The following is a 23556-nucleotide window of genomic DNA, read 5'->3' as shown; positions in this document are numbered from 1 at the left end:
GCATCCATCGGACGTGTCGCGGATCCTGTCCGATTCGACACGCCCCGCTCACGGGTCCGACGGCGCCGAAAATACCAGGACGCGGGCCGTGCGCTGTGTCATGCTCGACGTGTCCGATCGGTTCAGTTCACACGTCGAGTTCAGGAAGGACGTAGCGATGCGCGCACTGCCCACAGCCCACGCAACCCGGTTGCAGCCGTCACGCACGGGCATCGCCTCCTCCTTCCCCGTCGGCAGGCAAGGCGAACGCGGGATCATGCCCGCCCCGAAGACCCACCGCACCGCCCGCCACGCCTGACTCGACTTCCGTCGGCCGGCGTGCCCCCACCGCCGCGAACCGACAGAACCGAGATCTCCCGTGAGGCACTTCTCCCGTAACCCACCCGGCAGCACCCTCGACGCGCGCAACTGGTCGCGTGCGGATGTGCTGGTCCTCAATGTGACGTACGAGGCCCTCTGTGAGATTCCCGCCGAGCGCGCCGTCGTGCTGATCAGTGTCGGTGCGGCCGAGACGGTCGCGGATCGGGAGCCGCCGTTCCCGATCCGCTCGCAGCACGTCGAGATCAGCCTGCCGCAGACCATCCGACTGCTGCGTTACGTCTACGTCCCGCACTCCGTGCTGGTGACCGACAGCAGCCGCGCGACGTTCGCGGGCGTGTTCCGCCGCGACCGCAATCGTTGCGGCTACTGCGCCGAGCCTGTCGCGACGACCATCGACCACGTGCTGCCGAGGAGCCGCGGTGGCCCGAACACCTGGGCCAACCTCGTGGCCTGCTGCGTCCCCTGCAACCAGAGGAAGGCCGACCGCACACCGGAGGAGGCGGGAATGCCGCTCCTCTGGGAGCCGAAGGCGCCCCGGCACATCGAGAAGGCGCAGCGGCAGATCTGGAGGGATCTCGCGGCGGTCTGACCGCGAGACCCCCGCACCCGCCTCCACCCGACCGACCTTCTCCCAGGAAGGGGAGATTTCCCGATGACCGACGTCCTGGACACGACCCTGTCCACCCTGCTGCCTGCCTCCGACGACCCCGCGGGCTGGGTCGACGCCGCGTGTCGCGCCGACCCCGAGCCGGACCGGTGGTTCCCGTTCCCGACCGAGGATTTCGCGTACGCGCGCGACGTGTGTCATCACTGCCCACTGCGGACGCGCTGCGAGCTGTTCGCCAGGGCCACCGGCCAGTCCGGCGTGTGGGGTGGCAAGGAATTCGATCGGGGTCGCGAGAAGCGGGCGTGACTCCGCCTCGGCGCGGCCCCGGTCCGCCGGCTACCGGCCCAGGATCTCGGGCAGCGCGACGTCCTCGCCCCGCACGTGCTCGGAGAGGAACGAGAGCACGACCTGGTACCAGACCTTCGCGTTCTGCGGGGTGAGGATCCAGTGGTTCTCGTCCGGGAAGTAGAGGAAGCGGTGTTCGGTGCGACCCTCGTCGTCCGCGGGCAACCCCGACTCGGACAGCAGCTCGAACCACAGCCGCAGCCCGTCACCGATCGGAACGCGAAAGTCCTTGTCGCCGTGGATGACCAGCATGGGGGTCACGATGTCCGCGACGTACAGGTGCGGCGAGTTCTCCACCGCCATCTCGGGCGTCATCTCCCGCTGCCAGTACCAGGCGGCATCGGTGGTGGGGCCGAACTGGTCCAGCGCCCACAGGCTGGCGTGGGTGACGATCGCCTTGAACCGGTCGGTGTGTCCGGCGATCCAGTTGGCCATGTAACCGCCGAACGATCCGCCCATCGCCGCGGTGCGCTTGTCGTCGATCTCCGGCAGTGCCACCGCGGCGTCGGTGATCGCCATGAGATCGGTGAACGGGGCCTTGCCCCACTTACCCCAGCCCCGCTCGACGAACTCCTGCCCGTAGCCGGTGGACAACGCCGGATCGGGCAGCAGCACGGCGTATCCCCGCGCCACGAGCAGCCACGGGTTCCATCGCCACGACCAGGTGTTCCACGACCCCAGGGGGCCGCCGTGCACCCACAGCGCGAGAGGAACCGGCGCGTGGGCGGAGGCGCCGGTCGGCACCGCGAGCCACGCGCGCACCGCGGCGCCGTCGGCGGCAACCGTCTCGACCTCCGTCAGCGTCCCCGGCAACTCGGGGAGGTCGGCGGGCGCCTTCAGCAGTGAGACGGCGCCGGAGGTGATGTCGATGCGCACCGGGTGCGGCGGCGCCGCGTACGACGCCCGCAGCGCGAACACCGTCGACCCGTCGGGGGCGACCTGCAGGTCGGTGTACGCGCAGTCGTCGGTCGTCACCCGAGTGGGGTCCGCGCCGTCACGGAGCAGGAAGATCGGCGCGCGCCCGCGGTCGTCAGCGGTGACGAGGAGCCCCGACCCGTCGGACAGCCAGACCACGGACGTGGCCCACCGGTCCCACCCCGGCGCCACCTCCGAGACGGTGCCACTGTCGAAGCTGTAGCGGTGCAGCGTGAATCGCGGCGCGGAGTCGGGTGTCGCATGTGATTCCCGCATGAACACGACGTGCCGTCCGTCCGGGGAGATCACCGGGTCCGACAGATCGGCGTCGGCGTCGTCGACGAGGATCGTGCGCGCCCCCGTCTCCGTGTCGATGCGCACGAGGATGTTCCGGATCGACGCCAGCGGACCGGAAACCGTCCACGACGTCACGACGAAGGCGCCGTCGTCGCTCAGCGCGTAGTTCGCCTCCCGCAGCGCCGGACCCGGCATCGGGGTGAGGTCGGTCAGCTCCGGCTCCTGCCCGTTCTCCGCGAGCGCGTCCAGTGAGGCGGACAGGAGGTGGGGCACGTCGGGACCGAGATCGTGGTCCCAATAGCGGATCGGGTAGCCCGTGTGCAGGATCGCCGAGACCTTCTTCTCCTTGCGCTCGGTGCGCACCCGCTCGTCGTCGGCGGACTCCCCGGATCTCCCGAGAACCCCGGTGGTGACGACGACCCGCGGCGCGCACCGTGCGGCGCGGACCCCGGTGATGCCGCCGCCGCGGCGCGCGACGACCACCGCCTCGCCGCCCCGCGCGGGCAGCCGCCACAGGTCGTCGGGAAGGTCGTCCTCGTCCTGCGTCGGACGGGAGGACGTGAAGAGGAGATCGCCGTCGCTGGTGAACGTCGGGTTGGACTCCCCGCTGCGGCCACGGGTGAGCCGGCGGGCCGCGAACCCGCCGGTGGGATCGACCTCCCACAACGCGGTGACGTACTTCGTCGCCTTCTCGTCGAGCGTCGACTGCGCGACGACCAGCCTTCGCCCGTCCGCGGACAGCGCGAGGCCGCCGACGCGGCCGAGCGCGAGGTAGTCGTCGAGGTCGTCGAAAGGAGTTCCGGCGTGGAGTTCAGGAATCGCGGTCACGAGTCGTTGGTATCACGAACCGCGCTCACACCGTCGGACATCCGCGTCTCAGACGAGCAGGGGCGCGACCCGCGGCGGGATCTCGTTCAACGCGTACGGCAGGCTCAATACGGTGCTCCACGCCATCGCCTCGGCAGCGGCGTCCTCGAGCGTGATCGTGCGGCCGGCCTTCACCACGTCGAGTTCCTGATAGATCGGCGTCTTGTCGAGTTCCGCGCGCAGCTTGTCGCCGTAACCGCCGCCTGCGTACCAGACGAGGAGATCGACGTTCGCGAGCGACAGCTGCTCCGTGCTGATCTCGGCGAAGTTGCCGGTGATCTGCTCCGTCACAGCGGGATTGACGAAGCCGAGTTCGGTGAAGAAGCGGACCTTCGGGTCCTCCGGACCGTACACACCGAATTGCCCGGGACCCTTGAGCGCGCCGACGAGGACGGTCTTTCCCGCGAATGCCGGGTTGGCGGCCCGGACGTCATCGAACTGCGTCTCGACGGAGGACACGAGCTCGGCAGCCTTGTCCTTCTTGCCGAGCGTCTCGCCGAGAATCCTCGTCTGGTCCTGCCACGGGACGCCGAAGTCGGCGAACTCCTTTGGCTGCGCGACCGTCGGCGCGATGGCGCTCAGCTTGTCGTACTGGGCCTGGGTGAGGCCGGAGTAGGTACCGACCACCAGATCCGGGGCGACCGTCGCGACCTTCTCGAAATCGATGTTGGTCGACGCCGTGCCCACGATCTCGGGCTGCGCGTCGCCGAGGAGGTCCTGCGCCCACGGCCACACGCCGTAGGGGTAGTCGCCGTACCAGTCGAACGTGCCTGCCAGCGCGCCGCCGAGCGCGAGGATCGTGTCCTGGTCGTTGTAGCCCACGCTGACGATGCGCTGCGGGTCGGTCGGCACCTGGGTCTCGCCGTACTTGTGGGCGATGACCGGGCCGGACGACTCACTGCCGGAGCCGTCGCCGTCCGAGCTGCTGCAGGCCGCGGCGAACGCGAGCAGCGCTCCCCCGGTGCCCACGAGGAATCCGCGTCGGCTCAGGCCGATCCTCTGTTGACCCACGTTCATGCGGCGACCCTCTCGTCTACCAGGTACTACGATCCACTTAGGTAAGGCTTGCCGAGCTTAGCCTAAGGGGTCGCGCGGACGGGGTTCGCGCCACATCGCCCACAGCGTCGGCCCGCCGTCCGGGATCCGGATCTCGCCGGTGACGTCGAAGCCGAACCGCTGGTAGTAGGAGATGTTGTCTTCCTTGCTCGACTCCAGATATGCCGGGAGCCCCTCGGCATCACATCGGTCCAGCCGCGACCGCAACAGCGCCTTCCCGTAACCGCCGCCCCGTCCCGCGTTGGACGTCCCGATCGTCGCCAGATACCAGTGCACGGGATCGACCGGGTGTGCGTCCTCGACGGTTCCGCTCACCGCGGCCCCGACGCCCAGCCGCGAGCCGAACGCGCGGACCAGCCCCGGCAGGCTGAGGAGCGACGACAACGTCGACTGCTTCCAGCCGCCGGGCGGATCCCACATCGCGGCCCCGCGGACCACGCCGTCGCCGTCCTCGGCCAGTTCGGCTCCGCCCCCGGCCAGATGGTGATGGCGGATCTCCACCGCGAACAGTCGCGGCAGGCCGCGCCGCCTGCGCTCGGGATCTGGCCACATCCACACCATCACGGGGTCGTCGAAGAACGCGTCGGCCAGGACGCGCGCCAGTTCGGGGATGTCGGATCCGGTCGCCGCTCGCACGCTCACACCCATGTCCAGAGGGTACGGGCACACCAGGCGGGCGCGCCGGAACGACTGGCCGTCGCGCCCGGTTCGGGGCCACTATGGACCCATGACCCGCCCCTCGTCCGCACGCAGTCCGCTCGAATCCGGCGGCAGGTGATGGGCCGCGTCACCGCGCGACGCCCGGTCGTCCGCATCACCGAGCACGGAACAACACGCAGACCCGATTCGCTGGCCGTCGAGGAACCCCTCGAGATCCGGGTCGGCGGCCGTTCGCTGTCGGTGACGATGCGCACGCCGGGCGACGACATCGATCTGGTGCACGGATTCCTGCTGACCGAGGGCATCGTCGAGAGCCGCGACGACGTGTCCGTCGCCCGCTACTGCGACGGCGTAGACGAGAGCGGAGCCAACACGTACAACGTGCTCGACGTGGTTCTGGCCGAGGGCGTCCCGGCGCCGGGTGAACCGGAACGCCGGTTCGTCACCTCGTCGGCCTGCGGAGTGTGCGGCAAGGCGTCGCTCGACCAGGTCCGGACACGGTCACGATTCCCCTTGTCCGGCAACGACTTGTCCGTGACCGCGGCCACCCTGTCGTCGATGCCGGCCACCCTGCGGTCGGGTCAGCGCATCTTCGATTCGACGGGCGGACTGCATGCCGCGGGCCTGTTCACCCCCGACGGCGCACTCGTCGCGCTGCGGGAGGACGTCGGCAGGCACAACGCCGTCGACAAGGTGCTGGGGTGGGCGCTGACACAGGATCGGGTGCCGCTGTCGGGCAGCGTTCTCCTCGTCAGCGGGCGCGCATCCTTCGAACTGGTGCAGAAGTCCGTGATGGCGGGGGTACCGATGCTCGGCGCGGTGTCGGCGCCGTCCTCGCTGGCCGTCGACCTGGCACTGGAATCCGGCACGACGCTCGTCGGCTTCCTCCGTGGGGAGTCGATGAACGTCTATGCCGGAGCCCAGCGCGTGAAGACCGGGGCCTGAGCGGGCGTTTCTAGACGGTGGCGTCGACAAGGAGCGTCGCGCCGGTGGCCGCCTGGACGTCCTCGACGCTGTGGCCGGGAGCGGTCTCGACGAGCCGCAGGCCGTCGGGAGTGACGTCGATGACGGCGAGATCGGTGACGATCTTCTGCACGCAGCGCTTGCCGGTGTACGGCAGCGTGCACTCCTCGAGGATCTTGTGCTCACCCTTCTTGGTGACGTGATCCATCATCACGATGACCTTGCCCGCGCCGTGGACGAGGTCCATCGCGCCGCCCATGCCCTTGACCATGGCGCCCGGGACCATCCAGTTGGACAGGTCTCCGTGGCTGCTGACCTGCATGGCGCCGAGAACGGCCACGTCGACGCTGCCGCCGCGGATCATCGAGAAGGAGTCGGAGGAGGAGAAGAACGCGCCGCCGGGGACCACCGTGATGGTCTCCTTGCCCGCGTTGATCAGTTCGGGGTCGACCTCGTCGTCCGTCGGGTACGGCCCGACGCCGAGGATGCCGTTCTCCGAATGCAGGATGACGTCCTTGCCGGCCGGGATGTGACCGGGGATGAGGGTGGGCATGCCGATGCCGAGGTTCACATACTGCCCATCCTCGAGTTCGGCCGCGACCCGGGCCGCCATCTCGTCACGCGTCCAGCTCATGCCCGTACCGTCCTGTTCTCGATTCCCGTTTCCTGCTTGCCGACCTCGACCACACGCTGGACGAAGATGCCGGGGGTGTGCACCTCGGCGGGGTCGATCTCGCCGGGCTCGACGAGGTACTCGACCTGCGCGATGGTGATGCGACCGGCGCCGGCGGCGTCCGGGTTGAAGTTGCGGGCCGTCTCCCGGTACACGAGGTTGCCGAGGCGGTCACCCTTCCATGCATGGACCAGCGCGAAGTCGGTGCGGATGGCGCGTTCGAGGACGAAGGCCTCCCCGTCGAACTCGCGCGTCTCCTTGGGCTTGCTCGCCACCGCGATGCCGCCCTGGCCGTCGTAGCGGATCGGCAGACCGCCGTCGGCGACCTGCGTCCCGACACCGGCGGGGGTGTAGAAGGCGGGGATGCCCGCTCCCCCGGCGCGCATGCGCTCGGCCAGCGTGCCCTGCGGAGTGAGCTCGACCTCGAGCTCTCCGCTGAGGTACTGCCGCGCGAATTCCTTGTTCGCGCCGACGTACGAGCTGATCGTGCGCCGGATCCGGTGCTGCTCGAGGAGCAGACCCAGACCGAAACCGTCGGTGCCGCAGTTGTTGCTGACCGTCTCGAGGTCGGTCGCACCTTGTGCGAGGAGGGCGTCGATGAGGACCGAGGGGATGCCGACGAGGCCGAAGCCGCCCACCGCGAGGGACGCTCCGTCGGGGACATCGGCAACGGCCTCGGCCGCCGTTGCGAAGACTTTGTTGACCATGTGACCCAGGCTACCGCAAAATGTTCGAGTAGTGAACACCCATCCACATTGCGAACAAATTGCGCCCCGCCTGTTGGCCCCATCACAGAACGCGACTACTATGTGCGAATAGCGGCCGACTGTTCACATCGAGAACGTGAGGATCTTTTTCCATGCTGCATCTGCCAGCCCACCACCACGCCGGGCACGAAGCGAATGCCCCGCTGCTGTTCCCCGAGTACAAGACGACTCGGCTGCGCAGCCCCAAGAACGACCTGATCCTGGTCCCGCAGCGACTCGGCGAGATCACCGGTCCGGTCTTCGGCGACGCCGACATCGCCAAGGGTGAGAACGACATGACCCACGCCAACGGCGGCGAGGCCCAGGGACAGCGCATCATCGTCCACGGCCGCGTCCTCGACAGCGCGGGCAAACCCATCCCCGACACCCTCATCGAGGTGTGGCAGGCCAACGCCGGAGGCCGCTACCGCCACAAGATGGACTCCTGGCCGGCCCCGCTCGACCCCCACTTCAACGGTGTCGCCCGCTGCCTGACCGACAAGCAGGGCCACTACGAGTTCACGACGATCAAGCCGGGCGCGTACCCGTGGGGCAACCACCACAACGCGTGGCGTCCCGCGCACATCCACTTCTCCCTCTTCGGTCAGGCGTTCACCCAGCGCCTGGTCACGCAGATGTACTTCCCGGACGATCCGTTCTTCTTCCAGGACCCGATCTACAACTCGGTGCCCGAAGCCGCCCGCGAGCGGATGATCAGCACATTCGACTACGACCAGACCCGCGAGAACTGGGCCGTCGGCTTCAAGTTCGACATCGTCCTGCGCGGTCAGGACGCCACCCCGTTCGAGGAGGGCCACTGATGATCGACACCCAGAACCCCGACGCCCCGCGCTACCCGGTCCTCGCCAAGAGCCAGGACCAGGTGCCGTTCGGTGTCACCCCGTCCCAGACCGTCGGCCCGTACGTCCACATCGGCCTCTTCCCGACGTGGGAGAACAGCGGCGACGCCGTCCCCGAGGATGCGCCGGGACGAATCGACGTGTCCTTCAACGTCATCGACGGCGCCGGTCAGCCCATCGGCGACGCGATGATCGAAACCTGGCAGGCAGATGCCGCGGGCCGGTTCAACAGCCCGACCGATCCCCGCGGTGCCGCCGAGGCGACCCCCGCCGGCTTCCGCAGCCTGGCCCGCGTGTTCGCCGACGAGAGCGGCACGATCGTGGTGCACACGGTCAAGCCGGGCGCACTTCCCGCCGAGGACGGCGCCGTCGAGGCCCCGCACATCAACGTCGGACTGTTCGCCCGCGGCATGCTCGAGCGGCTGTACACGCGGCTCTACTTCCCCGAGGACACGGACGCGCACGCATCGGACCCCGTGCTCTCCGCCGTCCCGGAAGCCGACCGCCCCAAGCTGATCGCGGAGAAGACGGATCGCGGATACCACCTGACGATCCACGTGCAGAACACAGAAGGACGGGAAACCCCGTTCTTCGCGCTGTAACCGGTCACAACCCAGAAAGGTGTCGCGCGTGAACTCTCCGGAGCCTTCCCGGGGTGCCCTGTTCGATCCGACGTTCGGTGCCGGCGAGTTGTCGGCACTGCTCTCGGACCGGGCGTGGGTCACCGCGATGGTCGAGGTCGAGGCCGCACTGGCCCGGGCGGAAGCGAAATGCGACGTCATCCCCGCCGCGTCCGCCGACGCCATTTCGTCGGTGTTCGCGCGCGTCGTCGCCGAGGGCTCCGTGGATGTCGGTGCCCTCGGCGAGGCGGCCGCAGCGGGCGGCAATCCCGTGATCCCGCTGGTAAAACTGCTCCGCGGCGAGGTCACGGCCGCCGATCTCGGGGTGCCCGGAAGCCACGTGCACAAGGGCGCCACGAGTCAGGACATCCTCGACACCGCCCTGATGCTGCTGTGCCGCCGGTCGGGTGCGCACATCCTGGCGTCCCTCGACGAGGCGGTGCTGTGCGCCGAGGCGCTCGCACGGGCCCAGCGCGACACCCCCATCGCCGGCCGCACACTCGGCCAGCAGGCCCTCCCCACCACGTTCGGCGTACTCGCCGCGGGGTGGATGACGGCGTTGCACAGGGCTTCCCGCGCGCTGTTCGACGCACTGGACGGCCTGCCCGTGCAACTGGGAGGTGCGGCCGGCACGTCCGCTGCGCTCTACCCGCACGGCCTCGACGTCGCCGACGTGCTCGCCGACGAGCTCGGGCTGGCACGTCAGGACGTGCCCTGGCACACCGATCGCACCCGCATCGCACTGCTCGCGTCGGCGCTCGGAACGGCCGCGGGCGCGGTGTCCAAGATCGCCACCGACCTCGTGTTCCTGTCGTCCACCGAGGTCGGCGAGGTCAGCGAAGGGTCACCCGGCGGTTCGTCGGCCATGCCACACAAGCGCAATCCGGTGGCCGCGATCGCGGCCCGCGCCGCGTCCCGCCGCACCCCGGGACTCGTCGCGACGATCCTCGGCTCGATGGATCACGAGCAGCAGCGCGCCGCGGGCGCCTGGCACGCCGAGTGGGAAACGCTCACGGACCTGCTGCGTCTCACCGGCGGAGCCGTCGCGCGCATCGCCGACTCGCTCGGTGGGCTGAACGTTCACCCCGACGCGATGGCCCGCAACCTCGACATCACCGGTGGCCTGCTCCTCGCGGAACGCGTCACCGGCGCCCTGTCCGCCCGCACCGACAACGCGCGCGACCTCGTCACCGCCGCGTGCGAGACCGGACACCCCCTCGACGAGGATCCGGGGCTCCTCCAGTACCTGCAGGCGGACGAGATCCGCGCCCTGCTCGACCCCGCCGGATACCTCGGCCACGCCCACGACATCGTCGACCGCGCACTGGAGACAGTGGCCCGCGGCCGGGAAGGAACGCGATGACAGTCGCACTCGCACACGAAATCTCCGGACCCCGAAGCGGCGCGGCGGACGCCCCCGTCGTCGTCCTGCTCGGATCGCTCGGCTCCAACCGGTCCATGTGGGACCCGCAGATCGCGGCCCTGTCCGACGAATGCCGGGTGGTCGCCGTCGATCAACGCGGCCACGGCGAATCGCCGGCACCGGACGGTCCGTACTCCGTCCGCGACCTGTCCGAGGACGTCCTCGCCCTGCTCGACTCGCTCGGCGTGGACGCCGCCCACTTCGTCGGACTGTCCATGGGCGGGGCGATCGCCCAGTGGCTCGGCGCGCACGCTCCGCGCCGGGTGCTGTCGCTGTCGCTGCTGTGCACCGCCGCGAAATTCGGTGAACCGCAGGCATGGATCGAGCGGGCCGCGGCATCACGCACCGACGGTCCGGAGTCGCTCGCGGATGCCGTTGTCGCACGGTGGTTCAGCGAGGGGCTCGCCAAACGTGATCCGGAATTCGTCCGGCACTACCGCGAAATGATCGCGTCGACGTCCCCCGAGGGATACGCCGCGTGCTGCGACGCCCTCGCCGACTGGGAGTTCACTGCCGACCTGTCCCGCATCAGCGCACCGACACTGGTGATCGCGGGCGAGGAGGATCCGTCCACCCCGCCGTCGGTCATGCAGATCCTCGCGGACGGCATCACCGGTGCCCGGTTCGAGGTGCTCTCCCCCGCCGCCCACGTCGCGAACCTCGAGCAGGCAGGTGCCGTGACGGCGCTGCTGCGCGAACACATCGTCGGCGGCGGGTACGCGCGCGGACGTCGCGCCGCGCACGCACAGGGAATGACGGTGCGACGCTCGGTACTCGGCGACGCGCACGTGGACCGCTCCGTGGCGGGAACCACCGACTTCACGGCACCGTTCCAGGACTTCATCACCCGCACCGCGTGGGGCGACATCTGGTCGCGCCCCGGGCTGGACCACGAGTTGCGGCGACTGCTCACGATCGCCGTTCTCACCGCGGTGGGCAACGAGCACGAACTCGACATGCACATCCGCGCCGCCCTCCGCGCGGGTGTCGACGCCGACACCATCGGTGAGGTGCTCCTCCACACCGCCGTCTACGCCGGTGTGCCCAACAGCAATCTCGGTTTCGCACTCGGCAAACAGGCCCTCGCCGACCTGTCCTCCACCGGCACCGGGCCCACGGAGGAGAATTCGCAGACATGACCGCTACCGAACCGACGGAGAAGATCCTCCCGTCCCCCGACTACGTGCAGTCGCTGGCCCGAGGCCTCGCCGTGATCCGCTGCTTCGACAACCGGAATCAGCGGCGCACGCTCAGTGACGTCGCCCGCGCCACCGACCTGACCCGCGCCACCGCACGCCGATTTCTGCTCACCCTCGTCGAGCTCGGCTACGTGGCCACGGACGGTTCCGCGTTCTGGCTCACCCCGCGGGTTCTCGAACTCGGATACAGCTACCTGTCGAGCCTGTCGCTGCCGGAGGTCGCGCAGCCGCACCTCGAGAGGCTGAGCCACAAGGTGCACGAGTCGTCGTCGGTGTCGATCCTCGACGGCGCCGACATCGTGTACGTGGCCCGCGTGCCCGTCAGCCGGATCATGACGGTGGGCATCACCATCGGCACCCGGCTCCCCGCGTACGCCACCTCGATGGGCCGGGTCCTGCTGGCGGGACTGCCCGACGACGAACTCGACGCGTACCTCGAGAAGCTCGACATCCAGCGGCTCACCGAACGCACGATCACGGCCCGTGACGAGCTGAAAGCTGCGATTCTCGCCGTTCGCGCGGACGGTATCTGCGTTCTCGACCAGGAACTCGAGGCAGGCCTGCGGTCGATGGCCGCCCCGATCCGGGGCGCCTCCGGGCTGACCGTCGCCGCGGTGAACATCTCCACTCCGGCCGCGCGATACAGCCTCGAGGATCTGCATTCCGATCTCATCCCGTCGCTGCGGGTCACCGCAACCGACATCGAACAGGACCTCGCCACCGTCAATCGCTGACGCAGTGCCCGAGGAAACTTCATGAAAGGTCTTTCCATGCGTGACGTCGTCATCTGCGAGCCCCTGCGAACGCCGGTCGGGCGCTTCGGCGGAGTGTTCAAGGACATCACCCCGCAGAGCCTCGCGGCCACCGTCATCACGGCGCTCGTCGAACGCACCGGCATCGAGGGCAGCCAGATCGACGACGTCATCCTGGGCCAGGCGTCCCCGGGCGGGGAAGCCCCGGCCATCGGCCGGATCGCGGCCCTCGACGCCGGACTCGGCATCGACGTCCCCGGCATGCAGGTGGATCGCCGCTGCGGGTCCGGTCTGCAAGCGGTCATCACCGCCGTGCTGCAGGTGGCGTCCGGCGGCAACGACCTCGTCCTCGCCGGTGGCGCCGAATCCATGAGCCAGACCGAGTTCTACACGAACCCGAACATCCGCTGGGGCGTCAAGGGCGAAGGGGTCCAACTCGCGGACCGGCTCGCCCGCGCCCGCGTCACCGCCGGCGGCGCGAACTTCCCCGTGCCCGGCGGCATGATCGAGACCGCCGAGAACCTTCGCGCCGAGTTCGACATCAGCCGTGAGGACCAGGACGCGCTCGCCGTGCAATCGCACCAGCGTGCCGTCGCCGCGCAGGAATCGGGCCGCTTCGCCGAGGAGATCGTCGGAGTGACGGTGCCGCAACGCAAGTCGGACCCGCTCGTAGTCGACAAGGACGAGCACCCGCGCGCAGACACCACGGTGGAGTCCCTGTCGAAGCTCCGTGCCATCCGCTCCAAGATCGACTCCGCCTCCACCGTCACCGCCGGCAACGCCAGCGGGCAGAACGACGGTGCCGCCGTGTGCATCGTGACGACCGCCGAGAAGGCGAAGGAACTCGGGCTGAAGCCCCTCGCCCGCATGGCGTCCTGGGCCGTGGCCGGCGTCCCGCCGCGCACCATGGGCATCGGCCCGGTGCCCGCCACGGAGAAGGCCCTCGGTCAGCTCGGACTGTCGCTGTCCGACATGGGTGTCATCGAACTGAACGAGGCCTTCGCCGCGCAGACCCTCGCCGTCCTCCGCAGCTGGGACCTCGACCCCACCGACGAACGCCTCAACCCCAACGGATCCGGCATCTCCCTCGGACACCCTGTCGGTGCCACCGGCGGCCGTATTCTCGCCACCCTCCTGCGGGAGATGGACCGTCGCGAATCCCGCTACGGCCTCGAGACCATGTGCATCGGCGGCGGCCAGGGACTGGCTGCGGTGTTCGAGCGGGTCTGATCCAGAAACGCGGGTCGGTCGTCAGGCCAGCGCACCCACGACACCCTCAGCGGTCTCGAGCAACCTGCCCGAGGCCGCGAGGGTGACCGCGGCCTCGATCTCCGGCGCGAGGTGAGGATCGGTCCCCGGTCCGGCGACGTGCTCACGGATCGTGTCCCGCACCGCACCCGTCGCCGGCGACGGCGCCAGCGGGGCACGCAGGTCGAGCGCACGAGCGGCCGTCAACGCCTCGATCGCGAGCACCCGGGTCAGTCCGTCGATCGCCCGGCGCAGCTTCCGGGCCGCCGACCACCCCATCGACACGTGATCCTCCTGCATCGCCGACGACGGAATCGAGTCCACACTCGCCGGCGCCGCCAGCCGCTTCAGCTCCGAGACGATCGCGGCCTGGGTGTACTGGGCGATCATGTGGCCGCTGTCCACCCCGGGGTCGTCGGCCAGGAACGGGGGTAGCCCGTGATTGCGGGCGACGTCGAGGAAGCGGTCGGTGCGACGCTCACTCATGCTCGCCACATCCGCGACGACGATCGCCAGAAAGTCCAGCACGTACCCGACCGGCGCCCCGTGGAAATTGCCGTTCGACTCCACCCGCCCGTCCAGCGTCACCACCGGATTGTCGACGGCGCTCGCCAGTTCCCACGACGCCACCCGCTCGGCGTGCGCGAGCGTGTCCCGCGCCGCCCCGGCCACCTGCGGTGCGCACCGCAACGAGTAGGCGTCCTGCACCACCGTGCACTCCGGCCCCGCATGGCTGGCGACGATGGCTGAACCCGCGAGCAACCGCGTCATGTTGTCCGCAGCAGCCGCCTGTCCGGGATGCGGCCGGAGCGCCTGCAGGTCCGGGGCGAACACCTTGTCGGTGCCGAGCAAACCCTCCACACTCATCGCCGCCGTGACGTCGGCCAGACGCAGCAGCCCGTGCAGGTCCTCGCACGCCAGCACCAGCATGCCGAGCATGCCGTCCGTGCCGTTGATCAAGGCCAGCCCCTCCTTCTCCTCGAGCACGACGGGTTCGATTCCGGCGGCGGACATCGCCTCTCGCGCCTGCATCTGCGCCCCGTCCGCATCCCGCACCGTGCCCTCACCGATCACCGCGAGCGCGACATGGGCCAGCGGCGCCAGATCACCCGAGCACCCAAGGCTCCCGTATTCGTGGACCACCGGCGTGATGCCGGCCGACAGGAGCGACGCGTAAACCTGCGCGACCTCTGGGCGCACCCCCGTGCGCCCGGTGGCCAGGGTCGACAGGCGCAACAACATCAACGCCCGCACCACTTCCCGCTCGACCCCGGGACCCGACCCTGCCGCGTGCGAGCGAATCAGGCTGCGCTGCAATCGGGCACGCAATGGAAGCGGAATGTGCCGGGTCGCGAGGGCCCCGAACCCGGTGGACACTCCGTAGACGGGCTTCGGATCCTCCGCGAGATCCTTGATGCGCCGACGTGACTCGCTCATCGCAAGGAGCGCGTCTTCGGACAGCGTCACGGCGGCGCCTCGGCGAGCGACACTCAGCACCTGCTCCGGTGTGACAGCTCCGACGCCGAGTACGACGGTCTCCTCGGCTCGTGCACAGTCGTCTCCGTGACGCGCAACGGTATCGATGCTCATACTTCTTCTTCCCTTCGGAGGTGTGGATTCTGGATGCGGTCGAGCAGTCGTGTGCGCTGATCTCGATCGAGGGCGAGTTCCGCCCCGACCGCTGCCATCGCCAGTGCCCCGTCCAGTACCGCTTCGTCGGCGGACGGGGACGTGCCGTGCAGTGCGAACTCGGCCGTGTGGTGTGCGGCATCACCGACGTCGTACCCGATGGTCGGGTGGATGGCGGGTAGCACGTGGGAGACGTTCCCCATGTCCGTCGACGCGATGTGGTCGCCCGCCCGGGACAGGGCGCTCCGGCCGCGGGTGCCGATCGCCCGGGAGTATGCGCGGGTCATGAAATCGTCCTGCCGTAATTCCGCGAAGTCCTCGCCACAGGGTGTGATGGTGACGTCCGTGCCCGTTGCGAGGGCACCGGCTTCGAGACACGCTCGCACTCTCGCCTGCACCTGCCGGAGCTTGGCCGTCGAGGTCGCTCGAATCTCCACTGCCACCCGGGCATTCGACGGAATCACATTGCACGCCTGCCCGCCGTCGGTGACGATGATCGATACGACGAGGCCGGGCTCGAGTTGCTGACGCAGGAGTCCTACGGCGTTGTACGCCACGGCCACCGCGTCGAGCGCGTTGGCGCCCAGCCACGGGGCGGTCGCGGCGTGCGAGGACCTACCCATATATTCGGCCGTCCACTGGCTCATCGCCAGGGAGGATCCGCCCACCTCGTCTCGCCCGCCCGCGTGCACCATCATGGCGGCGGCGACATCGTCGAATACGCCGGCTCGCAGAAGGATGGCCTTCCCGCCGCCCGCTTCCTCGGCAGGGGTTCCCACGAGCTTGACCCGGACATCCAGGGAGTCCGCCACCTCCGCCAACGCGATTGCCGCACCCACCGCGGCGGCGCCGTTGACGTTGTGCCCACACGCATGGCCGATCTCGGGAAGCGCGTCGTATTCGGCGCAGAAGCCGATGGTGAGGGCGCCGGTACCCTTGGTCGCGACGAAGGCCGTCGCCAGGCCCCCGACGCCGTGCGCCGTCTCGAACCCGGCACCTTCCGCGAGGTCGATGATCTTGGATACCGATCGATGTTCCTCGAATGCCAGTTCCGGCTCGTGATGGAGGCTGTGGCTCAGGGTGATCAGTGCGCCCGACCAGGTCTCCACACAGGACTCGATCTTCGCCGCAACATCGGCTGGGACGAGCGTACTTCGGTCCGTCATGAGAGGTCCGCCCCCTTCCGGTAGCACAGTCCGAGGCCGGCCCCCACGAGTGCGACCGCTGCACACACGCACCACAACCACACGTAGGACTGCAACGTGACCCCCGCGGAAGTGCTGGTCGCGGACAGGATTGCGCCGACTGTGGCCGCTCCGATCGCCGCACCCATCGAGAGCGCGAGTTCGTTGATCCCCGCCGCCATGGCGGTCTCGCGGTCGGGTACCGATTCGACGCACAGTGCGCGCGTCGAGGCCTGATAGCCGCCGAAACCGACGCCGAGCAGAGCGATGGCGGCGAGATACTGGGGCGCCGTCGAATGCCAGAGGAGCAGACTGCCGAACGAGGCTGCGATCAGGGCGCCCGAAAGGGCAAGTGTCTGCCGTTCGCCGAGCCTGCGAAGCATCGTCGCGGTGGAGAGTGAACTCGCCAGCGCGAACACGTTGAGAGCCAGTGCGACCAGCGCGATCGAACGAGGCCCGTAGGAAAGGCCGAATCCGCTGTCGTCGGGCGAGGACCCGAGAAAGACGGCGTTCGCACCGAAGAAGCCGATCGTCGAGAAGGCCAGACAGAAGGTGACCCCGGAGACGACGGCCACGGGTGGGTGGACGAGCATGCGGAGATCCACCATCGGGAACTTCGAGGCCGAGTCGACGCCGATCCATGCGGCGAGACCGACGACACCCACAAACATCGATCCGATCGTTTCTCCCGATGTCCATCCCCAGTCCGCACCGAGCGACAGGGCGGCCACCACGCCGGCCAGACCGAGCGAGAGCAGGGCGAAGGACACGAGTGGAATACGGCCGCCCGCCCGTGGGGCCCCATCGGGAAGCAGGAAACCGGCGATCACCGCCAGGACCGCGACCGGTACCGCGACCCACAGCCCGAGGGTCGCCGACCGCTCGCTGAGGGAGCCCGAGACGACACCGCCGATGCCGACGGCCGCGGTGAGGACGCCGACCAGGAGGCCTACTCCTGTGCGGCGACTCGCCGGCGCCTGGTGTCGCAGGATCCCGATCAGGAGTGGCATGAAGCCCACGACCGCACCCTGGAGAACGACACCGACCGAGATCGTCAGCACGCTCGGCGCGATCGCCATGATCAGCGACCCGGCAGCGACGAGGGCAATGGAGAGGCGGAGAAAACGGCGGTACCCGAACGAATCGCCCAGTTTGGCGAGTAACGGTGTCCAGATCGCGAACGCCAACTGAGACAGCAGATAGATCCTGGTCTGTCCGGATACCGTGATCTGGAGGCTGTCGCCGAGCGAAGGCAGCAGTGGGGTGAGATAGCCCTGTGTGACGCCGCTGAGCAACTCGACGGTGGCCATCGAGCCCAGCAGCGCCCCTACCGGGAGCCGTCTGGCCCTCAGGTCTTCACCCACAACCGATATTGTTCGCATCATCGACCTCGACTTCGCTGTGCCTGGTTGTTCCAGGTTGCGCACCTGCGCTGCGACAACTCTCGGTGGCCCACCTCACTAACCTGGAAAGATGACCGGTTTCTCACAGAAGAGGCCCTGCAGAATGCCAGATGTAACGCCAGAGGTAGCTACCGAGCTCGATCTCGCCATCACGGACGCCCTCCAGCTGAACCCGCGAGTCGACTGGGCAGAGCTGGCTCAGACCCTCGGGCACACACCGAAGACCCTCGCGAGAAGGTGGAAGCTGCTGACCGAACGCGGTTCCGCGTGGGTTGCGGTCGTTCCCGGCCCGGCATTCGTTCGCCAGGGATGTGCCACATTCCTGGCCGTCCACTGCAGACCTCAGGCGAAACGCGACGTGGCCCGGGCACTCGTCGGCGAATCGGCTGTGGCGACCGTGTCCAGCACGACTGGCGCAGCGGATTTCCTTCTCGACGTGTTCGTTCCCGGCATGGCAGATCTCGCTCGGCTTCTCGACGACCGGATCGAACGAATCGACGGAATCACCGCGGTGACATCGATGGTCGCGCTGACCACCTACCGGGAGGGTTCGCGGTGGCGGGTCCAAGCCCTGGACCTGGAACAGTCCACTCGCCTGGTGCCGCCGACCCCCTCCACCCGTCGGACACCGCTTTCCTCACTCGACGACCTCGACCGGGCTCTGCTTCAGTCCCTGGCGACGGACGGCCGGCAATCCTGGACCGATCTCGCCGCCCGGTGCGGGACGACCGGGCCGACCGCGCGCCGCCGAGTCGAGAGAATGACGGACTCGGGTCGTGTCGCCCTGCGGTGCGAGGGAGCCCCCGAACTTCTCGGGCCCATCGTGCCGACGACTTTCATGATGACCGTTCCGCCGGGTGAGCTGAACACAGCGGGAAACCTGTTGGGCCGCATGCCCAGATGTCGTGTCGTCGAGGCCGTCACGGGAACGTCGACGATCGTCGCCACCATGTGGTTTCGGGCGGCTGCCGAGATCGCGCCGTTCGAGGCGGCCCTGACGCGCGAACTCCCCTCACTCGTGATCACCGACAGGTTCATCACCCTGCACACGTTCAAGCGGGGCGGGCACGTCCTCGATCCCCTCGGCCGGACCACTGGCGTGATCCCGTTGACTGCGTACTGAAGGGCGCCCGAATCACCGTCACGTCGGGTCCGTCACAACCGCTGCAATTCGACGTCGCCGAGTTCCCCGTCCCGGACGGTGGTCGTCATGTACGTGCAGTGCGGCTGCCGCCGTCGATCCGTCGGTGATCCCGGGTTCAGCAGTCGCAGACCGGTTTCCGTGGTGGTGTCCCAGGGAATGTGGCTGTGCCCGAAGATCAGGACGTCGGTGTCCGGGTAGGCGGCCGACATCCGTTTCTCCCTGCCTGCGGAGGCCCCGGTCTCGTGCACGACGGTGATGCGCACCCCGGCCAGGGTCACGTCCGCCCGCTCGGGCATCAGGGCGCGCAGGTCGTCGCCGTCGTTGTTGCCCCAGCACGCCACGAGCCGCGCCGATCGGGCCTGCAGGGCTTCGTACGTGGGGAGATCGACCCAGTCGCCGGCGTGGATCACCACGTCCGCGCGGTCGACCTCGTCCCACACCCGGGCGGGCAGGTCTCGTGCCCGTTTCGGGACATGGGTGTCGGCCAGCAGCAATAACCTCACGGTGACAGTCTGCGCCACGTGGCAGGCGCGGCCGTTACGCGCCCGCGAGCGCGGCGGCGTCCTCTGCCTGCAACAGCAGACCCATGTGCTCACGCATCCGCTGGGCGTCCGGCTCGAGGCCGGTGAAGATCCGGAAGGAGTCGACAGCCTGTCCGATGGTCATGCCGATTCCGCTGAGGGTCCGGGCGCCGATGTCCCGGGCGCGGGCGAGGAGTTCGGTTTCGGCGGGACGGTAGACGACGTCCGCGACCCACAGGTCGGGGCGCAGCAGGGCGGCGTCGAGTGCCATGCCGGGGTGGGCCGCCATGCCGATCGGCGTCGCGTGGATGAGGCCCTGGGCCGCACCGACCGCGGCGGGAACGGCGGAGAGGTCGCCCGCAGCGATTTCCCGGTCCGGGAACAGTTCGGCGAGCGAGTCGCGCAGGTCCTTAGAGCGCGCGGCGTCGGCGTCGATGATCGTGAAGTGTCCGACACCCCGGGTCAGTGCGGCGTAGGCGACGGCCGCGCCTGCCCCGCCGGCCCCGAGTTGCACGACGCGGTTCATGGGCGCGCCTTCGAGACCCTCGTCCATGTTGCGCGCGAATCCGGACCAATCGGTGTTGTGGCCGATCAGGCGCCCACCGTCGATGTGGACCGTGTTGACCGCGCCGAGCTTGCGGGCGTCGTCGGACAGGTCGTCGAGGAGCGGAATGACGGCCTGCTTGCAGGGGTGCGTGATGTTGAGCCCGTTGAACCCGAGGAGCTTGGCGGCCGAGAGGAGCTGCGGCAGTCCCTCGACCCCCATGCCCAGCGTGTCGAGGTCGAGGATCCGGTAGACGTACCCGACGCCCTGCGCGCGACCCTCGGCCTCGTGAAGCGGCGGGGTCAGCGATTTCGAGATCCCGGTGCCGATCAGACCGCACAGGTACGACGGGCGAGCGGTGGGGGCATCGAGGTCACGAGAGGTCATGGCGATCACTTCCGGGAGAGGGCTGGGAGCTAATTAACTATCTAGTGAGTTATGTCACGGTAGCATACCTCCATACCGCGCGGAAGACAGCAGAGGCAGGAGTTTCACCGATGACACGAAGCGAGACGACGGGCGCGACCTCCGAGAAGGAGACGGTCAAACGGACCCGTAACCCCGAGAAGACCCGGGAGAACATCCTGCGGGTGGCGATGACGGAATTCGCCGACAAGGGCCTGACCGGCGCCCGCATCGACGAGATCGCGGCGAAGACCGCCACCACGAAGCGGATGCTCTACTACTACTTCGGCGACAAGGAGGGGCTGTACCGGGCGGTTCTCCAGCGTGCCTACGAGGAGATCCGCTACGAGGAGTCCCAGCTCGACGTCGACCACCTCGAGCCGACCGAGGCGATCCGGGCGCTCGCCGAGCTGACGTTCGACCATCACGAGGCTCACCCGGACTTCATTCGTCTCGTCGCGATCGAGAACACGAATCGCGGCGTCAACCTCGTCCAGGCCGAGGGGCTCCCCGAGACGCAGGCCCCGGCGATCCGCACGCTCGAGCAGATCCTCCGGCGAGGGCAGGAGGCGGGTCTCTTCCGCACCGACACGACGGCGCTCGACATCCACATGCTCATCAGCTCGTACTGCGTCTTCCGGGTGGCCAATCGGTACACGTTCAGGGCGCTGTTCGACTGGGATCTCACCGGCGCGGAGAACCGCCCCCACCTGCGCACGATGATCGGCGACGTCGTCCTGGCCTACCTGCAGCAGCCCGGAAAAGTATGAACTAACCATTTCGACCATTATTGACTCGAGGCTGTGACCGGGGTTACCTTGCTTCTACGACCTACGAACACCTGCTCTTCCGAGCCGCCAGTGTTCACATTCCTCGCTCCCCAGGAGTATCGATGACCATCGACTACGGCACCGGCGTCTCCGGTCGAAACGGTGACGGCAAAGGCCGCTCCTCCGTCGACCCCAACGCTGATCCCACCAACGCGAAGAAGGCCGCGAAGGCCGCGTTCTTCGGCAGCCTGCTCGAGTACTACGACTTCTACATCTTCGCCTCGGCTGCTGCGCTGGTGTTCCCGCACGTGTTCTTCGAGGGATCGAAGAATCCGCTGCTGCTGTCGCTGGCCACCTTCGGCATCTCCTACATCGCGCGCCCGATCGGCGCCGTGTTCGTCGGACACTTCGGCGACCGGGCCGGACGCAAGAAGGTGATGATGTTCTGCCTGGTTCTCATGGGCGTCGTCACGTTCCTGATCGGCTGTCTGCCGTCGTCCGAGCAGGCCGGGATGGTCGGACCGGTGCTGCTGGTGCTGCTGCGCATCTGCCAGGGCATCTCCGCGGCGGGCGAACAGTCGGGTGCGGGCTCACTCACCCTCGAGCACTCCCCCGCACACCGTCGCGGCTTCTTCTGCAGCTGGACGCTCACCGGTACCCAGGCCGGTTTCATCGTCGCGAGCCTCGCGTTCATCCCCGTCGCGGCGCTGCCCGACGAGACCCTCTACAGCTGGGGCTGGCGCGTCCCGTTCTGGTGCAGCCTCCTCGTCCTCGTCGTCGCCTACATCGTGCGTCGCAAGCTCGAAGAGCCCGAAATCTTCATCGCCAACAAGGAAGCGCTGGACGAGACGCCCGCCCCGCTGCCCGTCGTCGACCTCTTCCGCACGCACTGGCGCGACGTTCTCCGTGTGGTCTTCTGCGCGTTCATCGCCGTCGTCAGCACTGTGTTCTCCGTGTTCGGCCTCGCCTACGCCACCACCCCCGAGATCGGGATGAGCCGCACGACCATGCTGTGGGTCGCGATCGCCGCCAACGCGGTGGCCCTGGTCTCGCAGCCGCTGTTCGGCATGCTGTCCGACCGGATCGGCCGCAAGCCGGTGTTCATCGGTGGCGCGATCGGTTCGGCCGCCGGAATCTTCCTGTACTTCGCCGCGATCGGCACCGGCAACGTGGCGATGATCTTCCTCGCGGGCATCCTGCTGATGGGTGGCGTCTACGCCGGGACCAACGCCATCTGGCCGGCGTTCTACGCCGAGATGTTCTCCTCGCGGGTTCGCTACTCCGGCATGGCGATCGGCACGCAGCTCGGATTCGCTCTCGCCGGTTTCGCACCGACCATCGCCCAGGCACTGCGGGGCGCCGACCCCAAGAACTGGGTGCCGGTCGCGATCTTCACCGCCGTCTGCGCGCTCATCGCCGCGGCCTCTGCCTCCACGGCCAAGGAGAACTCCCGCACTCCGCTGCTCGACCTCGACAAGGAGGATGTCGCGCTCACGAAGGCGAAGGCGAACGCGAAGGTCTGACCCACTCGGAAACGAACGATGCGCCCGGCACGTGTGCCGGGCGCATCGTCGTGTCGGTGCCTAACGCCGCAGTTCGTGGGTGAGTGCTTCGAGTTCGTCGCCGCCGGCCATCTGCTGGGTGAGTTCTTCGAGGCTGATCTCGTCGAACGTGCAGTCCAGTTTCTGGCGGCCGCGGTTGAGGAGGACGAAGTGGTCGCCGACCATGTAGGCGTGGTGCGGGTTGTGGGTGATGAACACGACCCCGAAGCCCTGTTCCTTGGCGGCGGAGATGTAGCGCAACACCATCCCGGACTGCTTGACGCCGAGGGCGGCGGTGGGCTCGTCGAGGATCAGCACGCGGGCGCCGAAGAAGATCGCCCGGGCGATCGCCACACACTGGCGTTGGCCGCCGGACAGCGACCCGATGGGGGCGTCGACGTCGGGCAGCTCGATGCCCATCTTCGACAACTCGGACATCGTGGTGGCGCGCATCCCGTTCGCGTCGAGGGACTTGAGCGGTCCCTTCCGTAGTTCCTGGCCGAGGAAGAAGTTCCGCCACACCGGCATCAGCGACACCACCGCCAGGTCCTGGTAGACGGTGGCGATGCCCTTGGACAGGGCCTCCTTCGGCGAGCCGAACGTGAGGGCCTCGCCGTCGACGAGCAACTCGCCCGAACTCTGCTGGTGCAGGCCGGCGATGATCTTGATCAGGGTGGACTTGCCGGCCCCGTTGTCGCCGAGGACACCGGTGACCTCCCCGGCCCGCACCCGCAGGTTGATGTCCTCGAGGGCGATGATGTTGCCGTACTGCTTGCCGACGTGTTTGAGCTCGATCAGCGGGATCTTGTCGCCACCACCGGGTTCGGTATCGACGGGAAGTTGTTCGATGGTACTCATACCGG

At 68.5% G+C, this 23556-nt stretch carries 24 protein-coding genes; 13 read left to right on the top strand and 11 right to left on the bottom strand.

Going from position 1 to position 23556, the window contains the following annotated elements; genetic code table 11:
- The first annotated feature begins 157 nt into the window (after positions 1-157).
- The 3 genes from QM841_RS22310 to QM841_RS22300 all read left to right on the top strand — a co-directional run bounded on the left by QM841_RS22310 (position 158) and on the right by QM841_RS22300 (position 1234).
- Positions 158-298: a hypothetical protein gene (locus QM841_RS22310; protein WP_283333604.1), complete on the top strand. Its 141-nt coding sequence runs from the start codon at positions 158-160 to the stop codon at positions 296-298.
- Positions 299-358: 60 nt separating this feature from the next.
- Entirely contained in the window at positions 359-910 is a 552-nt protein-coding gene (locus tag QM841_RS22305) for an HNH endonuclease (RefSeq protein WP_283333603.1), read from the top strand.
- A 63-nt stretch (positions 911-973) separates the two neighbouring features.
- Positions 974-1234: a WhiB family transcriptional regulator gene (locus QM841_RS22300; protein ID WP_280782380.1), complete on the top strand. Its 261-nt coding sequence runs from the start codon at positions 974-976 to the stop codon at positions 1232-1234.
- Between the two features lie 30 nt (positions 1235-1264).
- Here QM841_RS22300 and QM841_RS22295 read toward each other — a convergent pair whose 3' ends face one another.
- The 3 genes from QM841_RS22295 to QM841_RS22285 are packed head-to-tail and all read right to left on the bottom strand — an operon-like array spanning position 1265 to position 5056.
- On the bottom strand, positions 1265-3313 hold the full coding sequence (locus QM841_RS22295; RefSeq protein ID WP_283333602.1) for a S9 family peptidase: 2049 nt from the start codon (positions 3311-3313) through the stop codon (positions 1265-1267).
- 48 nt (positions 3314-3361) lie between these two features.
- Positions 3362-4369 carry an iron-siderophore ABC transporter substrate-binding protein gene (locus tag QM841_RS22290; RefSeq protein WP_283333601.1) on the bottom strand — a complete coding sequence of 336 codons (1008 nt, stop codon included), beginning with the start codon at positions 4367-4369 and terminating at the stop codon, positions 3362-3364.
- 57 nt (positions 4370-4426) lie between these two features.
- Positions 4427-5056: a GNAT family N-acetyltransferase gene (locus QM841_RS22285; protein WP_283333600.1), complete on the bottom strand. Its 630-nt coding sequence runs from the start codon at positions 5054-5056 to the stop codon at positions 4427-4429.
- A 129-nt stretch (positions 5057-5185) separates the two neighbouring features.
- Here QM841_RS22285 and fdhD point away from each other — a divergent pair, with 129 nt between their 5' ends.
- Positions 5186-6013, top strand: a complete 828-nt coding sequence (gene fdhD, locus QM841_RS22280) for a formate dehydrogenase accessory sulfurtransferase FdhD (protein ID WP_283333599.1) — start codon at positions 5186-5188, stop codon at positions 6011-6013.
- Between the two features lie 10 nt (positions 6014-6023).
- On the opposite strand, the gene QM841_RS22275 is transcribed toward fdhD, so the two are convergent.
- The gene (locus QM841_RS22275) at positions 6024-6665 is read right to left on the bottom strand and encodes a 3-oxoacid CoA-transferase subunit B (RefSeq protein ID WP_009474040.1); all 642 of its coding nucleotides are present in this window, start codon (positions 6663-6665) and stop codon (positions 6024-6026) included.
- Complete coding sequence (locus QM841_RS22270) at positions 6662-7411, bottom strand: CoA transferase subunit A (RefSeq protein WP_005248111.1); 750 nt, start codon at positions 7409-7411, stop codon at positions 6662-6664. The genes QM841_RS22275 and QM841_RS22270 overlap by 4 nt, the downstream gene beginning before the upstream one ends.
- A gap of 152 nt (positions 7412-7563) precedes the next feature.
- Here QM841_RS22270 and pcaH point away from each other — a divergent pair, with 152 nt between their 5' ends.
- Genes pcaH through QM841_RS22240 form a run of 6 tightly spaced genes read left to right on the top strand, consistent with a single transcriptional unit; the run spans position 7564 to position 13534 of the window.
- The gene (pcaH, locus tag QM841_RS22265; protein ID WP_073369890.1) at positions 7564-8271 is read left to right on the top strand and encodes a protocatechuate 3,4-dioxygenase subunit beta; all 708 of its coding nucleotides are present in this window, start codon (positions 7564-7566) and stop codon (positions 8269-8271) included.
- A complete protein-coding gene (pcaG, locus tag QM841_RS22260) occupies positions 8271-8912 on the top strand; it encodes a protocatechuate 3,4-dioxygenase subunit alpha (protein WP_283333598.1) in 642 nt (213 codons plus the stop codon). The genes pcaH and pcaG overlap by 1 nt, the downstream gene beginning before the upstream one ends.
- 28 nt (positions 8913-8940) lie before the next feature.
- Positions 8941-10293 (top strand): 3-carboxy-cis,cis-muconate cycloisomerase, encoded by a 1353-nt coding sequence (gene pcaB, locus QM841_RS22255; protein ID WP_283333597.1) that lies wholly within the window; start codon positions 8941-8943, stop codon positions 10291-10293.
- Complete coding sequence (gene pcaDC, locus QM841_RS22250; RefSeq protein WP_283333596.1) at positions 10290-11492, top strand: bifunctional 3-oxoadipate enol-lactonase/4-carboxymuconolactone decarboxylase PcaDC; 1203 nt, start codon at positions 10290-10292, stop codon at positions 11490-11492. The genes pcaB and pcaDC overlap by 4 nt, the downstream gene beginning before the upstream one ends.
- The gene (locus tag QM841_RS22245) at positions 11489-12286 is read left to right on the top strand and encodes an IclR family transcriptional regulator (protein WP_280782372.1); all 798 of its coding nucleotides are present in this window, start codon (positions 11489-11491) and stop codon (positions 12284-12286) included. The genes pcaDC and QM841_RS22245 overlap by 4 nt, the downstream gene beginning before the upstream one ends.
- A gap of 36 nt (positions 12287-12322) precedes the next feature.
- Positions 12323-13534, top strand: a complete 1212-nt coding sequence (locus QM841_RS22240; protein WP_283333673.1) for an acetyl-CoA C-acetyltransferase — start codon at positions 12323-12325, stop codon at positions 13532-13534.
- A gap of 21 nt (positions 13535-13555) precedes the next feature.
- Here QM841_RS22240 and hutH read toward each other — a convergent pair whose 3' ends face one another.
- From hutH to QM841_RS22225, 3 genes are read right to left on the bottom strand one after another with little or no spacing between them, the layout of a single operon-like run.
- Complete coding sequence (hutH, locus tag QM841_RS22235; RefSeq protein ID WP_283333595.1) at positions 13556-15142, bottom strand: histidine ammonia-lyase; 1587 nt, start codon at positions 15140-15142, stop codon at positions 13556-13558.
- A complete protein-coding gene (locus QM841_RS22230) occupies positions 15139-16347 on the bottom strand; it encodes an amidohydrolase (RefSeq protein ID WP_283333594.1) in 1209 nt (402 codons plus the stop codon). The genes hutH and QM841_RS22230 overlap by 4 nt, the downstream gene beginning before the upstream one ends.
- A complete protein-coding gene (locus tag QM841_RS22225; protein ID WP_283333593.1) occupies positions 16344-17729 on the bottom strand; it encodes an MFS transporter in 1386 nt (461 codons plus the stop codon). The genes QM841_RS22230 and QM841_RS22225 overlap by 4 nt, the downstream gene beginning before the upstream one ends.
- Positions 17730-17871: 142 nt before the next feature.
- Between QM841_RS22225 and QM841_RS22220 the strand changes: the two genes are divergently transcribed.
- Entirely contained in the window at positions 17872-18891 is a 1020-nt protein-coding gene (locus tag QM841_RS22220) for an Lrp/AsnC family transcriptional regulator (RefSeq protein ID WP_280782368.1), read from the top strand.
- 32 nt (positions 18892-18923) lie between these two features.
- On the opposite strand, the gene QM841_RS22215 is transcribed toward QM841_RS22220, so the two are convergent.
- Together QM841_RS22215 and QM841_RS22210 are read right to left on the bottom strand one after the other, a co-directional pair.
- Entirely contained in the window at positions 18924-19415 is a 492-nt protein-coding gene (locus QM841_RS22215; protein ID WP_283333592.1) for a metallophosphoesterase family protein, read from the bottom strand.
- A 34-nt stretch (positions 19416-19449) separates the two neighbouring features.
- Positions 19450-20364 (bottom strand): shikimate dehydrogenase, encoded by a 915-nt coding sequence (locus tag QM841_RS22210; protein WP_283333591.1) that lies wholly within the window; start codon positions 20362-20364, stop codon positions 19450-19452.
- A 110-nt stretch (positions 20365-20474) separates the two neighbouring features.
- Here QM841_RS22210 and QM841_RS22205 point away from each other — a divergent pair, with 110 nt between their 5' ends.
- Both QM841_RS22205 and QM841_RS22200 read left to right on the top strand, forming a co-directional pair.
- Entirely contained in the window at positions 20475-21152 is a 678-nt protein-coding gene (locus QM841_RS22205; protein ID WP_280782365.1) for a TetR/AcrR family transcriptional regulator, read from the top strand.
- 122 nt (positions 21153-21274) lie between these two features.
- Entirely contained in the window at positions 21275-22675 is a 1401-nt protein-coding gene (locus QM841_RS22200; RefSeq protein WP_280782364.1) for an MFS transporter, read from the top strand.
- A gap of 60 nt (positions 22676-22735) precedes the next feature.
- On the opposite strand, the gene QM841_RS22195 is transcribed toward QM841_RS22200, so the two are convergent.
- Positions 22736-23551, bottom strand: coding sequence for an ATP-binding cassette domain-containing protein (locus QM841_RS22195; protein WP_105414955.1), 816 nt, complete (start codon positions 23549-23551; stop codon positions 22736-22738).
- Positions 23552-23556 lie beyond the last annotated feature (5 nt).

The organism is Rhodococcus sp. IEGM 1307, from assembly GCF_030056915.1.
Taxonomy (GTDB): Bacteria; Actinomycetota; Actinomycetes; order Mycobacteriales; family Mycobacteriaceae; genus Rhodococcus_F; species Rhodococcus_F opacus_D.
The sequence above is the reverse complement of the archived record's forward strand: the minus strand, read 5'-3'. Positions and strand labels throughout refer to the sequence as shown.